Source organism: uncultured Tenacibaculum sp., assembly GCF_947498805.1.
Taxonomy (GTDB): domain Bacteria; phylum Bacteroidota; class Bacteroidia; order Flavobacteriales; family Flavobacteriaceae; genus Polaribacter.
In genome coordinates this window covers 415,057-435,273 of the sequence record NZ_CANMLT010000004.1, presented here as the reverse complement: position 1 = coordinate 435,273, position 20,217 = coordinate 415,057, and the positions used below count along the sequence as shown (strand labels likewise).

Genomic DNA, 20,217 nt, shown 5'->3' with positions numbered 1-20,217 from the left:
TTATTAGTTTTTTAGTTGATTAAAGCACTCTGTTACTTCTTCAAAATCATCAAAATGCAAACGCTCCCCGTTAATCTCTTGATAATTCTCATGTCCTTTTCCTGCAATCAGAATTATATCTCCTTCATCAGCTAGTTTACAAGCGGTTTTTATAGCTTGTTTTCTATCTAAAATTGACAGTGTTTTTTTATAGTTTTCTGAAGCCACTCCTTCTTCCATTTCATCTAGAATCGACTGCGGATCTTCAGTTCTGGGATTATCTGATGTAAATACTACTTGCCCACTTAAATGACTTGCTATATGTGCCATTTTCGGTCTTTTAGTTTTATCACGATCACCTCCACATCCAACAACAGTAATTACACTTTCATTACCTGTACGTATATCATTAATTGTTTCCAATACATTTTTAAGTGCATCTGGAGTATGTGCGTAATCCACAATTGCTGTGATATTATTTTTAGAAACGGTGTATTGAAAACGTCCACTTACACTTTCTAATTCACTCACCAACCTTAACACTTCTAGCTTCTCTAAACCTAATGCTTCAGCAGTACCATAAATAGCTAAAAGATTATAGGCATTAAATTGACCTATGAGCTTTGTCCAAACCTCAATATTATTAATCGTCATTAAAGTTCCTGAGAAACGCTTCTCTAAAACTTTCGCTTTAAAATCTGCGATGGTTTTTAAGGCATAGGTTAGCTTCTTAGCTTTTGTATTTTGAAGCATGATCATTCCATTCTTATCATCAAGATTTGTCAATGCAAATGCTGATTTTGGTAATGAATCGAAAAATGATTTTTTCACATCTCTATACTCAGCAAAAGAACTATGATAATCTAAATGGTCATGAGAAAGATTTGTGAAAACCCCACCAACAAACTCTAACCCTTCTGTTCTACTTTGATGAATCCCATGTGAACTCACTTCCATAAAACAATACTCACAACCCTCTTCTAACATTTTTGCCAAATACTGATTAATTGCAACTGAATTTGGTGTGGTATGCGTTGCTTTATATTCGGTATTGTTCACCATTATTTTAACAGTTGACAATAACCCAACTTTATATCCTGCATTTTTAAACAGCTGATACAACAACGTAGCAATGGTCGTTTTTCCATTGGTCCCTGTTACTCCAACTAATTGTAATTTAGACGATGGGCTATCATAAAAGTTAGACGCTATTATTGCCAATGCAACATCCGAGCTTTTTACTTTTACATACGTAACACCTTCTTTAATATCTTCAGGAATCTCTTCACAAACAACAACACTAGCTCCTAAGTCTAGTGCTTTACTTATAAATTTATGTCCATCAACAGTTACTCCTTTTTGAGCCACGAAAAGACTTCCCTTTTGCACCTTTCTTGAATCAAATTCAACTGCATTAACCTCAACATCAACAGACCCAATGATTGAATCTATCTGTACTTTATATAATATGTCTTTTAAAACCTTCAACTATGATAATTTTAAATAAACTGTTGCTCCTTTTTTAACCTTTACACCATTCTCAATAGACTGTTCAGTTACCTTTCCTATTCCAGAAAACTTAACCTTTAACCCCATATTCTCCAACAAGGCAATTGCATCCATACCGCTCATCCCTAAAACTCGAGGCATGATTGTTTTATACTTCCTTAAGTTGTTGTAATATTTATCGTAGTTTTTATCTATCGACGCATATAACTTTTCATCTGATGTCAATTGATTGTTTATTGGTGTACTTGTATATATTTTTTGTGCAATCTCCTTAAACACAGGAGCCGCAACTATATTCCCATAATATCCTTTTTCTTTTTTTGGATCATGAATAACTACGATACAAGAATATTTAGGATTTTTAGCAGGAAAAAAACCTGCAAAAGAACCGACATATCGTTGATTCGAATAATAACCACCCTCATATTCTCCCTTACTATTTTTAGTTCTAGGAATGTATTTTTTAGCAGTACCTGTTTTTCCTGCCATCGAAAAGTTAGATGAATAAATATTTTTTGCAGTTCCTTTTATCACTACATTCTCCATCACCTTTCTTACTTTGTCTAAAGTAACTTGCGAAGCAATCTTTTCTTTAACTACTTCAGTATCGAAACTTTTCACAATCTTATTACCCGATCTTAATTCTTTTACAAAAAATGGTTTTACCAGTTTTCCATCATTAGCAACAGCATTATAAAATGCCAATGTTTGTAACGGAGTTAAATGTACTCCATACCCCCAAGCCATCCATTCTAGAGAAATTGGACTCCAACTTTTACTTTTAGGATCTCTTATAAACGGTTTCCCTTCCCCTTTAATCTTAACTCCCGTTAATTGATCTAAACCAAAAGACTTTATTTTATTCGTGAATTTTTCTGGATTTTTATCGTAATGCTTTCTAATTGTTTTTACAATCCCAACATTTGACGACACTTCAAAAACTCTTCCTAAAGAGATTTTACCATGACCACCTCGTCTACTATCCTCTACTTTTCTATTATTGATAAAAATCTTTCCTTTCTCACAATCAACTACCGTAGATGTATCTGCTACTTTATCTTCTAAAGCAACCATCATACTTGCTAACTTAAATGTAGATCCTGGCTCATGACTTTCCCAAACTGCATAATTCCTTTTTTCATAGTACTTCCCACTTTTGGTTCTACCTAAATTAGAAATAGCTCTAATTTCTCCAGTTTCTACCTCCATTACAACCGCACAACCATGATCTGCCTCGAAATATTCCAATTGTTTTAACAGTGCATGATGTGTTATATCCTGAATATTTACATCTATTGTAGTAATTACATCATGACCGTCTATTGGCTCTTTTTCATTTACATCATTAATTGGCTTCCACTGTCCTTTAGCTATTTTTTGCTTTAATCTCCAACCGTTTTCACCTTCCATATATTCAGCAAAAGCTCCTTCAATACCCGCTCCTCCTCTTTGATTATCATAACCAATAGTTCTTTCCGCTATTTTACCAATAGGATGTACACGTACCGTTTTTTGCTCCGCAATAAAGCCTCCTCGATACACACCCAATTTAAATATTGGAAAACTCTTCATTTTCACATAATCATTATACCCAACATTTCTAGCAATCAGTAAATATCGATTTTTACGTTTTCTAGCTTGTCTTAATTTATTTTGATAATGATTAGCAGATTTACCTAGTAGCTTAGACAACTCTTTAGACAAACTACTTATATTTTGTTCAAAAACCCTAGAATTTACAGACATCACATCCATGCGAATGGTAAACCTAGACATTGAAGTAGCCAATAGATTTCCATCAGCTGCATACACATTTCCTCGATTCGCAAAAATGGTATCGTTCTTTATATTTTTCTCTTGAGATAACTTACGATACTTTTCACCTTTTACATATTGTAGATTAAAGATTCTAAAAACAACAACCATAAAAGAAAGCGTCATTAAAATAACTACTACATAGAGTTTATTTAATATGCCTTTTTTTATAACCATTCCGTTTTTATTCTTTTGTATATGTTACTCTTATTTTTTGTGGAGGGGACTTTGGCGGCGTTAAACCTTTATTTTTAACTTGCCTTCTTACTGTTGACTCAAGCTTCATCCGTGTTAACGTAGTACCTGTATCTATGAATTCGGCATTCAGCTCTCTTTTCTTCTTATTCAACTCAGCAATTTGCAAAACCTTTTGATCTGCTCTATGTGCACTTGTTATCATTATTAAAAGCAACCCAACTATAAAAACTATCAAACGCCAATTTTTAAAAGACGACTCATCTGTTAAAAACCGACCTTTTAAAACATCATATATATTTGACCTTAATTTATTACTCATTTAAAGTTGCTATTCTAAGTTTTGCACTTCTTGCTCTATTATTTTCTTTTACCTCTTCGTTATTAGGAATAATTAGTTTCCCTATTTTTTTTAATGGAACATCTATATTTCCGAAAAAATCCTTCTCTGGCTCTCCAGAAAACAACCCTGTTCTTATAAAATGTTTTACCAAACGATCTTCTAACGAATGATAAGAAATCACACTCAACCTACCTTCTGAACTCAACAAATCTGGCATTTGCTGCAAAAACTCCTTCAACACCTCCAACTCTTGATTCACTTCTATTCTTAACGCTTGAAATATCTGTGCTAAAATCTTATGCTCTTTAGCTTTTGGTAAAAACTTCTTCAAGACTTCCTTTAACTGAAAGCTTGTTGTTATTTCTTCATCTTTCCTTGCACCTACAATTGTTCTCGCCAAAGCTCTTGAATTCCTCAACTCTCCATACAAATACAAGACATCAGCCAAATTTGCTTCTTCATAAGTATTCACCACCTCTTTTGCCGACAACACCGCCTTTTGATCCATCCTCATATCCAACTCTCCATCAAAACGAATTGAAAACCCTCTTTCCGCAGCATCAAATTGATGAGACGACACACCTAAATCTGCCAATACCCCATCTACCTTTTTAACCCCATGAAATCTCAAAAAGCGAGATATATACCTAAAATTTTCTTGAATCAACACAAAACGATCATCATCAATTGTATTTTCCCAAGCGTCAGGATCTTGATCAAAAGCAAACAACTTTCCATTTTCACCTAACCTACTCAATATCTCTCTCGAATGTCCTCCACCTCCAAAAGTGACATCCACATACACTCCATCTTCCTTAATATTAAGTGCATCTACACTTTCCTTCAATAATACTGGACTATGATAATTCATCTACATCTATATTTCCCATTACTTCTTCAGCTAAATCTGCAAAATCAATTGCAGCATCATCAATAGCCTTCTCATACTGATCTTTATCCCAAATCTCCACGATATTCACAGAAGAAGACAAGACAACTTGTTTTTCAATTCCTGCAAACTGACATAAGTCTTTCGGTATTAACAATCTTCCCGAGCCATCCAACTCCACCATCTTTACACCTGCTGTAAACCTTCTGATGAAATCATTATTCTTCTTCACAAATCGATTTAATTTCCCAATCTTTTCCATCATTACATTCCATTCTTTCATCGGATATAATTCTAGACATGGTTGAAAAACCGCTCTCTTTACAACAAACCCTTCTTGCAACACAGGAGCCAATTGCTTCTTGAGAGCAGATGAAAACATCACCCTCCCCTTAGCATCAGCTTTACACTCATATGTTCCAATTAAGTTTAACACAAAGACATTTTATGGTTCCATTTTCAAAAATATAAATTTTTACCCACTTTTTACCACTTTTTACCACTTTGTTGATAAGTTTTGGTTTTTTAGCTAAAAAACTGACTCTCTGAACGTTCTACACCAAATACAGCACTAAAAAATTTACAAGCGATATGTAATAAAAAAGAATTACATTTGTCGTTAAGTCAAACCAATCAAATAATGACTGAATTTTTAAAAACAGAAGGCAAATTTACATACGCAGAAGCTGGTGAAGGAAGACCCATAATTGTACTACATGGATTAATGGGTGCGTTAAGTAATTTTGACGAAACTTTTAATCATTTTTCTAAAAAAGGATACAGGGTTTTTATACCTGAACTTCCTTTATACACTTTACCATTACTAAAAACAAACGTTAAGAATTTAGCTAAATTTTTACACGATTTTATTGAACATAAAAACCTTAAAGATGTTGTTCTTTTAGGAAATTCTTTGGGAGGTCATATTGCTTTATATTATTCAAAACAATACCCAGAAGACGTAGCTTCATTAGTGTTAACAGGAAGCTCTGGATTGTATGAGAACTCAATGGGTAATAACTACCCAAGAAGAGGTGATAAAGAATTTGTACGCAAAAAAATAGAAGAAGTTTTTTACGATCCTGCAATAGCTACCGATGAACTTTTTGATCAAGTTTATGAAGTAATTAATGACAGAAATACATTGGTTAAAACCTTAGCCATTGCAAAAAGTGCAGTACGTCATAATATGGCAAAAGACTTACCTAATTTAGACATCCCAACTTGTTTAATTTGGGGAAAACAGGATACGGTAACTCCACCAGAAGTTGCAGAAGATTTCCATAAATTATTACCAGATTCAGACTTATATTGGATTGATAAGTGTGGACATGCGGCAATGATGGAAACTCCTGAGCAATTTAACATATTACTTGAGGACTGGTTTACAAACCGAAACATTTAATTTCTCAACTTTAACATTATGAAAATTAAGTCTGCTGAATTTGTCATGAGTAACAGCAATGTTATGAAGGCTCCAAAAGATAGGATTCCTGAATATGCTTTTATTGGGCGTTCTAATGTTGGGAAATCTTCATTAATTAACATGTTAATGGAGCGAAAAGACCTAGCCAAAACTTCCGGAAAACCTGGAAAGACTCAATTAATCAACCATTTTAAGATCAATAACGATTGGTTTTTAGTTGATTTACCTGGTTACGGATATGCGAAAGTTTCAAAAAAGAAACGCCAGATTTTTCAATTTTTTATTGAAAATTATTTTAAGGAAAGAGAACAATTGGTATGTACTTTTGTTTTAATTGATTCTCGTCATGATCCTCAAAAAATAGATTTAGAATTCATGCAATTCTTAGGTGAAAACCAAATTCCTTTTTGTATTGTTTTTACAAAGGCTGATAAATTAGGGAGCTCTAAACTTAACAAACAAATCACCTCTTATAAGAAGAAGTTATTAAATTATTGGGAAGAACTTCCTATGAACTTTGTCACCTCATCAACTACAGGAATGGGGCGTGATGAGTTTTTAAATTTTATTGATCAAGTAAACGAAGATGTTGCTGGGAATTTTAAATAATTTTTAATGCACTCTACCAAAAACAACCTTCAAGTTTTACACGAAGACAATCACATTATTGTTGTCAATAAGCGTGCGGGAGATATTGTACAGAGAGACAAAACTGGCGACAAACCTCTTTTAGATGTTGCCAAAGAATATATCAAAGAGAAATACAACAAACCAGGAAATGTTTTTTTAGGCACTGTGCATCGTTTAGATCGTCCTACTTCAGGGATTGTTATTTATGCACGTACTTCAAAAGCTTTGGAGCGTTTAAATAAAATGCTTCGTGAAAAGACTATAAAAAAAACCTATTGGGCAGTTGTTAAAAATCAACCCAAGAAAAACACTGATACCTTAATTAATTTTTTAAAGAAAAATCAAAAAAACAATAAATCAACTGCGTTTAACAAGGAAGTTGATGGAAGTAAAAAAGCCATTCTTCACTATCAGGTTTTAAAAAAATTAGATAATTACTCTTTGTTAGAAATTGACTTAGAAACAGGGCGTCATCATCAAATTAGAGTGCAACTTTCTACTATTGGCTCTACCATTAAAGGCGACTTAAAATATGGAGCTAAAAGAAGCAATAAAGACGGAAGTATTCACCTACATGCTAGAAAAATCGAATTTACACATCCTGTTAGCAAAGAAACTATAAAAATAACCGCTCCAACACCACAAGATCCAATTTGGGATGCTTGCTTGTAATTTGTATCTTTAAGCAAATTTCAAGTAAAATGAAAGTCTTAAAATATCTCTCCATTTTAATTCTTCCTGTTACGGTGTACATTTCATTTACATCATCAGGTTGGTTAACCATTTTACCTATTATTACCTTTTTCGGGTTTGTTCCTTTATTAGAACTATTTTTCAATCCTGACAAAGATAATTTTGATAAAGACCAAGAGGAAATCGAAAAAGCAAACAAATTTTACACATATATCCTTTATCTCACCTTACCCATACAATTATTCTTTTTAGGATGGTTTCTAGTGAGCTTTCAAAATGTAGAATTAACTACTCTAGAACACATTGGACGTATTTCTGCAATGGGATTAATGTGCGGAGTAATTGGTATAAATGTTGGTCATGAACTAGGCCACCGAAACAATCGTTTCGATGAACTTTTAGGTGAAATTTTGTTATTAACTTCCTTAAACACTCATTTTTTACCTTATCATAATGCTGGTCATCATTTTAACGTAGCCACTCCTAAAGATGCCGCTACTGCGAGAAAAAATGAAGTCGTTTACATCTTTTGGATTCGCTCTCATTTCCAAAGCTATTTCCAAGCCTGGGAAGCTGAAAACAAGCGTTTAAAAAACCTAGATAGAACCTGGTTTCATATTCAAAATAGAATGTTAATTTACACAATATGCAATGTTCTTTTATTAGTTGGAATTTTCTTTTTCTTCGGACTAAGTTCTTTACTTGCATTTTTAGCTGCTTCTGTATTTGGAATTTTACTATTAGAAACTGTAAATTATATAGAACACTACGGGTTGTTACGAAAAAAGAATAAACATGGACGATATGAGCGTGTAAAGAGAACTCATTCATGGAACTCTGATCATGTTGTAGGAAAAATTATGTTATTCAACTTATCTCGTCACTCAGACCATCACTATAACGGAAGTAAACATTACCAACTTTTAAAATCATTACCTGAAAGTCCACAAATGCCAACAGGTTACCCAGGAATGATGTTGGTAGCACTTTTCCCTCCTTTATGGTTTAAATTAATGAATAAAAAACTTCAAGATTTATAATGAATATCCCTGAACTTATATTAGCTCAAAAAAACTTTTTCGCTTCTCAACAAACAAAAGACATTTCTTTTAGAAAAAACACGCTAAAAAAGCTTTTAAAAGAACTTGTTAAAAGAGAAAATGCGATTGTAAAAGCATTACATAACGACTTTAAGAAATCGGAATATGAAGCGGTTATGACCGAAACCTCAATTGTAATTGCTGAGCTAAAAATGGCTATTAAAAACATTCATTCTTGGAGCAAACCCAAACGAGTGTTACCTTCGATGCTAAACTTTCCTTCTAGAGCAAAAATCTATAAGGAACCCTATGGAACGGTATTAATTATTGCTCCTTGGAATTACCCATACCAGTTAGCTTTTGCTCCAATTGTTGGAGCCATTGCTGCAGGAAACACTGTTGTTCTGAAACCTTCAGAATTAACACCACACACCAGTGCTATTACCAAAGAAATTATTGAAGCCGTATTTGATCAAAAACATATTGCAGTAGTAGAAGGCGGCGTACCAGTTGCTCAAGAGTTATTAACCCAAAGATGGGATTATATTTTCTTCACTGGAAGTGTTCCGGTTGGAAAAATTGTTGCCAAAGCTGCAGCAGAACATTTGACTCCAGTTACTTTAGAATTAGGAGGAAAAAGTCCATGTATTGTTGATGAAACAGCCAATATAAAATTAGCCGCTAAACGATTGGTTTGGGGGAAATATATAAATGGTGGACAAACTTGTATTGCTCCTGATTATTTATTGATTCATTCCTCTGTTAAAGAGAAGTTTGTTTCACATTTTAAAGAAGAAATCTTGAATGCTTATGGCGAAAATCCTAAAGCATCAGAAGATTTCCCAAGAATTGTAAACACTAGAAATTTCGACCGCTTGGCACTTATGCTTGAGAATGAAAACTGTGTTATCGGTGGAGAAACAGATAGAGATGATTGTTATATTTCACCTACACTTATTGATGAGCCTAGTGTAGACAGCGAAGTTATGAAAGGAGAAATTTTTGGACCTATATTCCCAATGATTTCTTATGAAACAGAGCAAGACATAGAAAAGATTACTTCAAGATACGATAAACCACTTGCTTTATACGTATTCACCAATAAAAGCTCTTTTGCGAAAAAAATAATTAAACGCTATTCTTTTGGTGGAGGAACTATCAATGATACTACCGTTCATTTTGCAAATCATAGATTACCTTTTGGTGGTGTTGGTGAAAGCGGAATTGGAGGTTACCATGGTAAACAAACTTTTGACGCGTTTTCTCATAAAAAAGGAGTGGTAACTCGAGGGACATGGCTAGACATCCCAACGCGTTATGCTCCATACAAAGGAAAGCTAAAACAGTTAAAAACATTAATGAAGTTAGGATAAGTCTTAACCTTTTAAAAAAGAGATTAATGATAGAAAAAACCGTATCAGAAGCTATCAACTACCGTCGTTCAGTAAGAGTATACGATGCAGAAAAACCTATTGATAGTGCTATTGTTAGAAAATGTTTAGAACAAGCAAGTTTAGCTCCAACCAGTAGCAACATGCAACTTTGGGAGTTTTACCATGTTACCAACAAAGACACCATAAAAAAAATTGCTCCCATGTGTTTTAACCAAAATGCAGCTAGAACAGCTCAACAATTGGTAGTATTTGTGGTTCGAAAAGATTTATGGCGTAAAAGAGCAAAGGCTAATTTAGCTTTTATGGACAAAGTCTTTGGAAAAAACAACCCAAAATCTGAATGGAGTAGTAGAGAAAAAGTAGCTCGTAACTATTACGGAAAAGTAATTCCGTTTGCTTATTTCGATTTCTTCGGAATTGTGGGATGGTTAAAATATCTAATGATTTTAATCACCGGATTATTCAGACCTATTTATAGAGAAGTTCGTAATAGTGATATGCGTATTGTAGCTCATAAAACTTGTGGACTGGCAGCACAATCCTTTATGCTGTCAATGGCTGCAGAAGGATATGACACATGTCCTATGGAAGGATCTGATACTTGGCGTGTAAAGCGCTTGTTAGGGTTGCCTTTTGGTGCTGAAGTAAATATGATTGTTTCTTGTGGAATTAGAAAACCAGAAGGAGTATATGGTGAACGTTTTAGAATTCCTTTTGAAGAGGTTTATACTGAAATATAAAATGGACTTCTGGGGTTTTGAAATAGTAAGATTACTATTCAATTTTATTGGCGGTACTTTAAGATGGGTTTATGGATCAATTTGGAGAAGTTTATTAAATAAACCTAAATTCACATTTGAAGAATATGCCTTCGGTCCCAATAAAGAGAAGAACTACTTTGATATCCATGGCCATGCTTTCAACAACATGATAATTACTATTTTATTTATTGGGATAGTCATAACTTTTTTAAATTAATAAAACAATCTCCCTATTATTATAGAGAGATTGCTTCACTTTGTTCGTAATGACAAGAATTTATTTTTTTGGTAAAAACTCTAACTTATTTTCAGATTGTTCTATTTCTTCTTGGTTTAATTTCATTTTTACAAACTCCCCTTTTACATATTTCTCTGCTTGATCTTTGTAATAAGGACTAAACACATTCCCAGATTGTCCTGTCGGGAGAATTGTAATGCTATTTTCAACATCTGAAAAATCTACAATTCTACGTGTAGAAGGTCCTGCGTGTATCTTATAATACCCTGTACTATCAATCTTATAAATCTGATTATTGATTACTTGATCTCCTCCTACAGTTTCAAATGGACCTACATTAAAAAACTTTCGTAATAATCCACCTGCTTTTCCAATAGCATGCTCATACTCTACCGTTGTTACACGTTTCCAATGCCAATCATCTACATTCTCACCTAGTTGTTTTTGTAAAAAACGAATGGCTTCTTGAAATGATTTAGTAACAATATCTCTTTTGGTTTCTTTTTCTTTAGTTGTAATATCATCCCACCAAACAGAAGATTCCTTTCTTACTTGACTCGCTACTACTTTTTCTTCAAAAGGTGTATTTACAAATTGTTCAAAAGCATCCCCCATTTCATCTTTAAAGGTGTTCTTTACAAACTCATACCATAAACGTGTATAAATCGTTGGTCCTACTTCTTTCTTTTCATAATTTCCTTCCCAATTTCGAAGGATATTCATTGCTTTCTTTTCGCTAGCTGTTAGCTGATTCTTACCAACACTCTTCAATAAGTTTCTACTAATCTCAGGAACTATTGGTGAAGTTACATCGTAAATCATTTCTGAAACATCTCTCCTAGTAAAATCACTTTTTGCATCTAACAAGTTTTCAATTCTTCTTGCTCTATCTTCTGGCAAATAGTATCCCGGATACAACATACCTACAATAGAATCTGGTTGATTATTCGCTGAATATACATAGTTCCAACTTGGATTAATCGCTTGTGGGTTTTCTTCAAAAGACAAATACTCTTGTATTTCATCTTTTCCAGATGCACCATTTAAAATAGTTTTAGTATTCAAACTATCGCGATACTTATACAATTTTGCAGAAGCAAACCATGCCACATTATCTTGTGCATCTCCATACATTACATTTAATCCAGGTGCATGAATTTTAGAGGCTCCTTTTTTAAATTCTTCCAATGAATTTGCATGCGACATTTCGTAAGAAACATCTAACAGCCTATTTTCAAGTTTGGTATAAATCCATTGTACTGCTATCGGACGCTCATCATCAATAAATTCAATCAATCCATTCATTATAGGTCCATGCTTACTTTCTTTTACCTGATAAACTGTATCTTTTTCTCCTTTTATTTTTATCCTTTTTTCTACAATTCGATATTTTTCAAATCCATTTGGTGTTTTATATTCTAATGGATTATTAGGATTATTTTCTTCATAATAAAAATCTACATCATCATTTTCAAACATGGTTAAACCATATGCGTAATTTCTATTATGTCCCAATAATGGAAATGGAGTTAACGCCAAATTGAATCCATACATCTCGTAATTTGGAGTTTTAATATGGCTTTGGTACCAAACCGAAGGTTGAGAAAATGCAATATGTGGATCATTTGCAAAAATTACTTTGCCATTTTTTGTTTTTTGCGGAGCTAACACCCAAGAGTTACTTCCTATAAATGGAGATACAGGCAGTTTGTCCATGATCAAATTAATAGCTTTTGCAAAATCAGCTTTCAATTCTGGAGCTTTCGAATTCTTTATTAGGGTTAAGTTTTCAGAAGTTGCGCCATTTAGCTCATTAAAATATACATCTCCTAATTTCTCTTTTATCTCAGTCAACATTGGATCTGTTTTATGAGCAACTGCAAAACTAAAGGCCATATATCCAAAAACATTGTACACATCCTTCATCGTATATTTTTCCTTCTGTACCCCCACTAAATAAAATTCCAACGGTGTAGTTCCTTCTTCAATAAATTGATTAATCCCATTCAAATATGCTTCTGCTAACTGATATGCCTGTGAGCTTTTATCTAAATTCTTGATAGTTTTCACAGCAGCTTCTTCTATTCCTAAACCTGAAAAAAACTGGTCTACACGCACTAAATCTTTTCCAAAAACTTCCGCCAAACGTCCAGCAGATATTCTGCGAACTAATTCCATTTGCCAAAGCCTGTCTTGTGCATGTACATAACCCAAAGCCGTATATGCATCTTTTTGATTTTCGGCGTTTATATGTGGAACTCCTACTTCATCAAAGTATACAGTTACTTTTTCTGAAATATTTTTAAGTTCTAATTCACCATCATAAGTAGGTTTCATCATATTGGAGAATATCCAACCAGAAGCAATCAATAATATTAATAAACCTAAGAGTATTTTAAGTACTTTTTTTAACATACGCATCTGTTCGTTTTTCTTCAAATATAACGGAATTATGTCGTATTTTTGAACTGCTAAATTTTAGACCATGAGAAAAATTCAAATGGTTGACTTACAAAGTCAATACCAACATATAAAAGACACGGTTGACAACTCTATTCAAGAAGTACTAAACTCTTCTGCTTATATAAACGGACCCTATGTTAAAGAGTTTCAAGCAGATTTAGAAAAATACTTAGATGTAAAACATGTGATTCCTTGTGCAAATGGAACAGATGCTTTACAAATAGCAATGATGGGACTTGGATTACAACCGGGTGATGAAGTTATTACTGCTGATTTTACCTTTGCTGCAACTGTAGAAGTTATTGGTTTGTTAAACCTAACTCCTGTTTTAGTAGATGTTGAACCAGATACTTTTAATATAGATATTGAAGCTTTGAAAAAAGCAATCACTCCCAAAACGAAAGCTATTGTTCCTGTTCATTTATTTGGACAATGTGCTAATATGGAAGCCGTTTTAGAAATTGCAAAAGAGCACGATTTATTTGTTATTGAAGATAATGCCCAAGCTATTGGTGCTGACTATACTTTCTCTGATGGAAGCAAAAAGAAAGCCGGAACAATGGGTAACGTAGGAACTACCTCTTTTTTTCCTTCTAAAAACTTAGGTTGTTACGGTGATGGTGGTGCCATTTTTACCAATGATGATGAATTAGCGCATATATTAAGAGGAATGGTTAACCACGGAATGTATAAGCGTTATTATCATGATGTAGTAGGAGTTAACTCTCGCTTAGACTCTATACAAGCCGCTGTATTAAAAGCAAAATTACCATTATTAGATTCATATTGTGATGCTCGTAGAAAAGCTGCATTGTATTATACTGAAGCTTTTGCTACCAACCCTTACATTGTTACTCCAGCAATAAGTGTTTTTACAACACATGTTTTTCACCAATACACTTTAAAAATTACAAACGGAAAACGTGATGAATTACACCAACACTTATTGGATAATAATATTCCAAATGCTATTTATTACCCAGTTCCACTTCATAAGCAAAAAGCTTATATAGATGAACGATATAATGAAGCTGACTTTGAAATAACTAATGAATTAATTGACCAGGTAATTTCTTTACCAATGCATACAGAGTTAGACGAAGAACAACTAGCTTTTATCACAAAAACAATTAACGATTTTATTAAATAAATTAAAAAGAGCTCGGTTAATAACTGAGCTTTTTTATTTTAGCCATATGAAAAGAATTTTAGTTACTGGCGGATTAGGTTTTATTGGTTCTCACACCGTAGTTGAATTACAAAACGAAGGGTTTGAAGTTGTAATAATAGATGATTTATCAAACTCTAAAATTGAAGTTTTAGACAATATTGAAAAAATAACAGGAATTAAACCTGATTTTTATCAACTAGACCTGCGCAGTAAACAAAATGTACAACACTTTTTTAATGAAAACACTATTGATGGAATAATTCATTTTGCTGCATTTAAAGCTGTAGGAGAAAGTGTACAAAAGCCATTAGATTATTATGAAAACAATATTGGTAGCTTAGTATATTTATTACAAGAAATGCGTGATAGAAATATTGATAATTTTATCTTCAGTTCTTCTTGTACAGTATATGGTCAAGCAGACGAATTGCCTATTACAGAAAATGCACCTATAAAACCAGCTGCATCTCCTTATGGAAACACTAAACAAATAGGAGAAGAAATAATAAAAGATAGCTGTACAGCACATAATATGAATGCTATCTCATTGCGTTATTTTAATCCTATTGGAGCCCATGACTCTATAAAAATCGGAGAATTACCTTTAGGGGTTCCGCAAAATCTGATTCCTTATGTAACACAAACCGCTGCTGGAATTCGCGAACAACTTTCTATTTTTGGTGATGATTATGAGACTCCAGATGGAACAGCTGTAAGAGACTATATTCATGTGGTTGATCTAGCTAAAGCTCATATTTCAGCATTACAGCGTTTGCTTGACAAAAAAAACAAACAAAATTTTGAGTTTTTTAATGTAGGTACAGGAAAAGGAAGCTCAGTATTAGAAATTGTAAATTCTTTTGAAAAGGTTACCAATCAAAAATTAAACTATAAAATCGTAGCTAGAAGAGCTGGAGATGTCACCGCCGCTTATGCTGATACTACCATTGCTAACCAAGAACTTCATTGGAAAACTGAAAAAAGCTTAGACGATGCTTTACTATCAGCCTGGAAATGGCAAGAATCGCAAAAAGGCTAATTAACAGCTTTTAACATATATTTAGCACTCTAAACCTTTTCAATTTTAGTAATTTCATGGCTTATAAACAACAATAGTCATGACTAAACATATACTACTCTCAGTATTCCTGTTGGTATTCCTATCCTGTAGTAAATCAACAGAAAACCCTACTAAAAAAGAATTAAAAATCAAATATGAAAAAGTAACCCTAGACAATGGTTTAGATGTTATTTTTCATGTTGACAAGTCGGACCCAGTCGTAGCCGTTGAATTGATGGTTCATGTGGGTTCTGCCAGAGAAATAGAAGGCCGCACGGGATTTGCTCACTTATTCGAACACTTATTATTTCTAGAGTCTGAAAATTTAGGAAAAGGTGGTTTAGATAAAATGAGTGCTCGTATTGGAGCATCTGGAGCAAATGGTTCAACTTCTAGAGATCGAACAAACTATTTACAAACCGTACCTAACGATGCTTTAGAAAAAATGATCTGGGCAGAAGCGGATAAACTTGGATGGTTTATCAATACGGTTACTGACCCTGTATTAGCAAAAGAAAAACAGGTTGTAAAAAACGAAAAAAGACAAAGTATCGACAATAGACCATATGGGCACAGACAATATGTAATTGGCAAACACTTGTACCCAAAAGATCATCCTTACAATTGGCAGGTAATTGGATCATTAGAAGATTTACAAAATGCAACTTTAGATGACGTTAAAAACTTCTTCAAAAAATGGTACGTTCCAAATAACTCTACTTTAGTATTATCGGGAGACTTTGATGTTGACCAAGCTAAGAAATGGGTTCATAAATATTTTGATGAAATTCCTAGAGGAGGAGACATTGCAAGTATTGAAAAGCGTCCAGGAGTAGTTAAAGAAACGGAGTATTTATATTACGAAGATAACTTTGCTCGCTTACCTGAACTTACCTTAACATGGCCAACAGTAGAACAATATCATAAAGATGCTTATGCATTAGATATTTTAACAGAATACTTATCTACAGGAAAAAAAGCTCCATTAAACAAAGTATTGGTAGATAATTTAAAACTAACTTCTGGAACTACAATGTTTAACTTCACTTCTGAAATAGCGGGACAAGTACAACTTATTGTAAGAGCTTTTAACAACACTAAGTTAGATGAAGTTAAGAAAGGAATTGATATAGCTTTTACAGATTTTGAAAAAAATGGAATTCCTCAAAAAGATTTAGATCGTATCAAAGCAGGATTAGAGACAGATTTTTACAGCAGTTTATCAAGTGTTTTAGGTAAAGGAACTCGTTTGGCTTCTTACAACACCTATACTGGAAATCCTGGGTTTGTTACCGAAGACATTAATAACACTCTAGCCGTTACAAAGGAAGATGTTATGAATGTTTATAACAAATATATTAAAGACCATAATTTTATTGCAACCAGCTTCGTTCCACGAAATGAAAAGCAACTTGCTTTAGAAAATTCTGTTGAAGCTGAAGTAAAAGAAGAAAAAATAGTGGTTGGTGCAGAAGAATCTTTCGATCCTACAATAGCCGCAACTTATGAAAAAACTCCATCTACCTTTGATCGTTCTATTGAGCCACCATATGGTCCTGCTCCTAAAGTAAAGGTTCCTGAAGTATGGGAAAGTAGCTTAAGTAACGGATTAAAAGTTTATGGTATTGAAAATGACGAAGTACCATTGGTACAGTTTAACTTAGTAATAGATGGTGGACAGCTATTAGAAAACTTAGATAAATTGGGAGTTGCAAACTTAACTGCTGATTTAATGGAAAAGGGAACTAAAAATAAAACTGTTGGTCAACTTGAAGATGAAATTGCTCAATTAGGAGCTAGCATAAATGTATTTGCAAGCAAAGAAAATATTCGAATTAGTGTAACTACGTTAGCAAAAAACTATGATGCTACTTTGACATTAGTTAAAGAAATGTTGTTAGAACCAAGATGGGATGAAACTGAGTTTGATTTATTGAAGAAAAGAGCTATTACGAATCTACGTTCACAAGAAGCCAGTCCAAGAGCAGTAGCTAATAATGCATATAATAAATTGATCTATGGAGAAGATAATATTCGATCTAAAAACATTCTTGGTACTATTGAATCTATAAATTCAATTACAATAGATGATTTAAAAGCTTATTATACAAACAATATTTCTCCTTCTGTAGCTAAAATGCATGTAGTTGGAGATATTAGTCAAGAAAAAGTAACTACTTCATTGAATGATTTAGTTTCTCAATGGGCAGCTAAAGAAGTTGTAATTCCAGAATACAAAACTCCTGAGGCACCGGAAAAATCTACCGTATATTTCTACGATATTCCAAATGCAAAACAATCACAATTACGATTTGGATCACCAGCCTTGGCTTTTAACGATCCAGATTATTATCCAGCTACCGTAATGAACTACATCTTAGGTGGTGGTGGTTTTGCTTCTCAGTTAACACAACAATTACGTGAAGGGAAAGGATATACCTATGGTATACGCTCTAATTTTTCTGGAACAAAAGAGAAAGGAGCGTTTACTATTTCTAGTGGTGTAAGAAGCAATGTTACTTTAGAAGCTGCTCAATTAGTTAAACAAATTTTAGATAACTACGGCAACAACTATAATGAAAAGGATTTAGCAACCACTAAAGGCTTCTTAATTAAAAGTAATACAAGAGCTTTTGAAACAATGAGAGCTAAATTAAGAATGTTAGAAAACATTAGTAGTTATGGATTAAACCCTAATTATGTAGAGAATCGTGAAAAAATTGTAAATGACATGACCATTCCAAGAATTAAGGAATTAACTACAAAATACGTTAACCCAAATAAAATGATTTGGTTAGTTGTTGGTGATGCAGAAACACAATTGAAAAGAATGAAAGATTTAGGTTTTGGAGAGCCAATTATACTAAACAAGTTGCAAGAAAAGTTAAAACAATAATTTACTAAACATAAAAGGCTCGCAAATTTGCGAGCCTTTTATGTTTATAGTATTTCCTTTATTACAAAGCTGCTCCGCTAGCTGTAACACTTCTATCTATTTTTCTCATTAAACCTTGTAAAACTTTACCTGGTCCAACTTCAACAAATTCAGTTCCGCCATCTGCAATCATTGCTTGCACACATTGTGTCCATTTTACAGGAGCTGTTAACTGTGCTATTAAGTTTTCTTTAATTTCTGCAGGATTTGTTACTGCTTTTGCTACTACATTTTGATACACCGGACAAGTAGGCTCACTAAAAGTAGTTTCTTCAATTGCCTTTGCTAACTCTTCACGAGCTGGCTCCATCATAGGTGAATGAAAAGCTCCTCCAACTGGTAATAATAAAGCTCTTCTTGCTCCTTTTTCAGTTAAAACTTCACAAGCTTTCTCTACTGCCTCAATTTCTCCCGAAATTACTAATTGACCAGGGCAGTTGTAATTTGCCGCAACAACAACTCCATCAATTGATTTACATACTTCTTCTACAACAGCATCTTCTAATCCTAAAACTGCTGCCATTGTAGATGGTTGAATTTCACATGCCTTTTGCATTGCCATTGCACGTTTAGAAACTAATGTTAATCCATCTTCAAAAGACAACACACCGTTTGCAACTAATGCTGATAATTCTCCTAGTGAATGACCTGCAACCATTTCTGGTTTAAAATCATCTCCTAATACTTTCGCTAAAATTACCGAATGTAAGAAAATAGCTGGCTGTGTAACTTTTGTTTGTTTTAATTCTTCTGCGGTTCCTTCAAACATTACATCTGTAATACTAAAACCTAATATATCATTTGCTTTTTCAAATAGTTCTTGAGCTAATGGTGAGTTTTCATATAAATCTAATCCCATTCCTGTAAACTGTGCTCCTTGACCTGGAAAAATATATGCTTTCATTTTTTTGTTGTTTGTTTAACGCTGCAAACATACAATTTTTAAAATTACTATCTTCGTTTTATGACGTCACAACAGAAATCACAGGCACAACTTATTTACCTAATTTTAGCGGCACTTTTTATTGCTTCTTTAGTTACTTCGAATCTAATTTTTCAGAAGTTTTTCTATTGGTATCCACTTAACATGGAAATCCTAGATGTTAAGTTATTTGAAATTTCAGTTGGGTTACTTCCATACCCTATTACATTCCTTATTACAGATGTATTATCTGAAATCTATGGTAGAAAAAAAGCTAATCAAGTTGTAATAGCAGGTATTTTTGCTTCTTTATTTTCATTAGGAATTATTTATGTTAGTAAATATGTTCCTGCAACAGAATGGTCACCTGTTGATAACAACACATTTAACCTAGTATTCGGAGCAACTCCTTTGGCTGTTTTGGCATCAATGATGGCCTATTTATTTGCACAGTTTATAGATATTAGAATTTATCATTTTTGGAAAAATTACACGAAAGGAAAACACTTATGGTTACGTAATAATTTTTCAACCTTTGCTTCGCAATTTATAGATACCCTTACAGTACTTTTATTATTATGCTCTTTTGAAATTATTGCATGGGATAAATTTGGAGGTCTTTTAGTAAGCGGGGTTATTTTTAAAATATTTATCGCAGCTATTGATACTCCTTTATTATATGCATTGGTTTATGGCTTTAGAAAAAAATTCAATTTAAAGGTTGGTGAAGAAATTCATAATTTTGATTCTTAAA

The 20,217-nt window shown here is 33.2% G+C and carries 17 protein-coding genes; 10 read left to right on the top strand and 7 right to left on the bottom strand.

All coding sequences use genetic code 11. The annotated features are described in order from the left end of the window. Positions 1–3 precede the first annotated feature (3 nt). From Q0873_RS10315 to mraZ, 5 genes are read right to left on the bottom strand one after another with little or no spacing between them, the layout of a single operon-like run. Positions 4–1,467, bottom strand: coding sequence for a UDP-N-acetylmuramoyl-L-alanyl-D-glutamate--2,6-diaminopimelate ligase (locus Q0873_RS10315; protein ID WP_299106837.1), 1,464 nt, complete (start codon positions 1,465–1,467; stop codon positions 4–6). Further along, entirely contained in the window at positions 1,468–3,480 is a 2,013-nt protein-coding gene (locus Q0873_RS10310; RefSeq protein ID WP_299106835.1) for a penicillin-binding protein, read from the bottom strand. It lies immediately after the preceding gene. A 7-nt stretch (positions 3,481–3,487) separates the two neighbouring features. Then, complete coding sequence (locus Q0873_RS10305; protein ID WP_299106833.1) at positions 3,488–3,820, bottom strand: FtsL-like putative cell division protein; 333 nt, start codon at positions 3,818–3,820, stop codon at positions 3,488–3,490. Continuing rightward, positions 3,813–4,712: a 16S rRNA (cytosine(1402)-N(4))-methyltransferase RsmH gene (gene rsmH / locus Q0873_RS10300; protein ID WP_299106830.1), complete on the bottom strand. Its 900-nt coding sequence runs from the start codon at positions 4,710–4,712 to the stop codon at positions 3,813–3,815. Before rsmH ends, Q0873_RS10305 begins: the two co-directional genes overlap by 8 nt. Beyond that, on the bottom strand, positions 4,699–5,166 hold the full coding sequence (gene mraZ, locus Q0873_RS10295; RefSeq protein WP_299106827.1) for a division/cell wall cluster transcriptional repressor MraZ: 468 nt from the start codon (positions 5,164–5,166) through the stop codon (positions 4,699–4,701). The genes rsmH and mraZ overlap by 14 nt, the downstream gene beginning before the upstream one ends. A 204-nt stretch (positions 5,167–5,370) precedes the next feature. On the opposite strand from mraZ, the gene Q0873_RS10290 reads away from it, so the two are divergent. Genes Q0873_RS10290 through Q0873_RS10265 form a run of 6 tightly spaced genes read left to right on the top strand, consistent with a single transcriptional unit; the run spans position 5,371 to position 10,653 of the window. Continuing rightward, on the top strand, positions 5,371–6,135 hold the full coding sequence (locus Q0873_RS10290; protein ID WP_299106825.1) for an alpha/beta hydrolase: 765 nt from the start codon (positions 5,371–5,373) through the stop codon (positions 6,133–6,135). An 18-nt stretch (positions 6,136–6,153) separates the two neighbouring features. Then, positions 6,154–6,765 (top strand): ribosome biogenesis GTP-binding protein YihA/YsxC, encoded by a 612-nt coding sequence (yihA, locus tag Q0873_RS10285; RefSeq protein WP_299106822.1) that lies wholly within the window; start codon positions 6,154–6,156, stop codon positions 6,763–6,765. 6 nt (positions 6,766–6,771) lie between these two features. Next, positions 6,772–7,458 carry an RluA family pseudouridine synthase gene (locus tag Q0873_RS10280; RefSeq protein ID WP_299106820.1) on the top strand — a complete coding sequence of 229 codons (687 nt, stop codon included), beginning with the start codon at positions 6,772–6,774 and terminating at the stop codon, positions 7,456–7,458. A 29-nt stretch (positions 7,459–7,487) separates the two neighbouring features. Continuing rightward, positions 7,488–8,519 carry an alkane 1-monooxygenase gene (locus tag Q0873_RS10275; protein ID WP_299106818.1) on the top strand — a complete coding sequence of 344 codons (1,032 nt, stop codon included), beginning with the start codon at positions 7,488–7,490 and terminating at the stop codon, positions 8,517–8,519. Beyond that, a complete protein-coding gene (locus Q0873_RS10270) occupies positions 8,519–9,892 on the top strand; it encodes an aldehyde dehydrogenase (protein WP_299106816.1) in 1,374 nt (457 codons plus the stop codon). Before Q0873_RS10275 ends, Q0873_RS10270 begins: the two co-directional genes overlap by 1 nt. Positions 9,893–9,918: 26 nt before the next feature. After that, complete coding sequence (locus Q0873_RS10265) at positions 9,919–10,653, top strand: nitroreductase family protein (RefSeq protein ID WP_299106814.1); 735 nt, start codon at positions 9,919–9,921, stop codon at positions 10,651–10,653. A gap of 298 nt (positions 10,654–10,951) precedes the next feature. Here the strand turns inward: Q0873_RS10265 and Q0873_RS10260 are convergent, their stop codons facing one another. Then, positions 10,952–13,333, bottom strand: coding sequence for a penicillin acylase family protein (locus Q0873_RS10260; RefSeq protein WP_299106812.1), 2,382 nt, complete (start codon positions 13,331–13,333; stop codon positions 10,952–10,954). Between the two features lie 64 nt (positions 13,334–13,397). Here Q0873_RS10260 and Q0873_RS10255 point away from each other — a divergent pair, with 64 nt between their 5' ends. The 3 genes from Q0873_RS10255 (at position 13,398) to Q0873_RS10245 (ending at position 18,502) form a co-directional block, all read left to right on the top strand. Beyond that, the gene (locus Q0873_RS10255) at positions 13,398–14,525 is read left to right on the top strand and encodes a DegT/DnrJ/EryC1/StrS family aminotransferase (RefSeq protein ID WP_299106809.1); all 1,128 of its coding nucleotides are present in this window, start codon (positions 13,398–13,400) and stop codon (positions 14,523–14,525) included. Between the two features lie 46 nt (positions 14,526–14,571). After that, entirely contained in the window at positions 14,572–15,585 is a 1,014-nt protein-coding gene (gene galE / locus Q0873_RS10250) for a UDP-glucose 4-epimerase GalE (protein ID WP_299106807.1), read from the top strand. Between the two features lie 79 nt (positions 15,586–15,664). Next, on the top strand, positions 15,665–18,502 hold the full coding sequence (locus Q0873_RS10245; protein WP_299106805.1) for a pitrilysin family protein: 2,838 nt from the start codon (positions 15,665–15,667) through the stop codon (positions 18,500–18,502). Between the two features lie 61 nt (positions 18,503–18,563). On the opposite strand, the gene fabD is transcribed toward Q0873_RS10245, so the two are convergent. Next, complete coding sequence (gene fabD / locus Q0873_RS10240) at positions 18,564–19,445, bottom strand: ACP S-malonyltransferase (protein ID WP_299106803.1); 882 nt, start codon at positions 19,443–19,445, stop codon at positions 18,564–18,566. Between the two features lie 60 nt (positions 19,446–19,505). Here fabD and Q0873_RS10235 point away from each other — a divergent pair, with 60 nt between their 5' ends. Beyond that, the gene (locus Q0873_RS10235; RefSeq protein ID WP_299106801.1) at positions 19,506–20,216 is read left to right on the top strand and encodes a queuosine precursor transporter; all 711 of its coding nucleotides are present in this window, start codon (positions 19,506–19,508) and stop codon (positions 20,214–20,216) included. Position 20,217 lies beyond the last annotated feature (1 nt).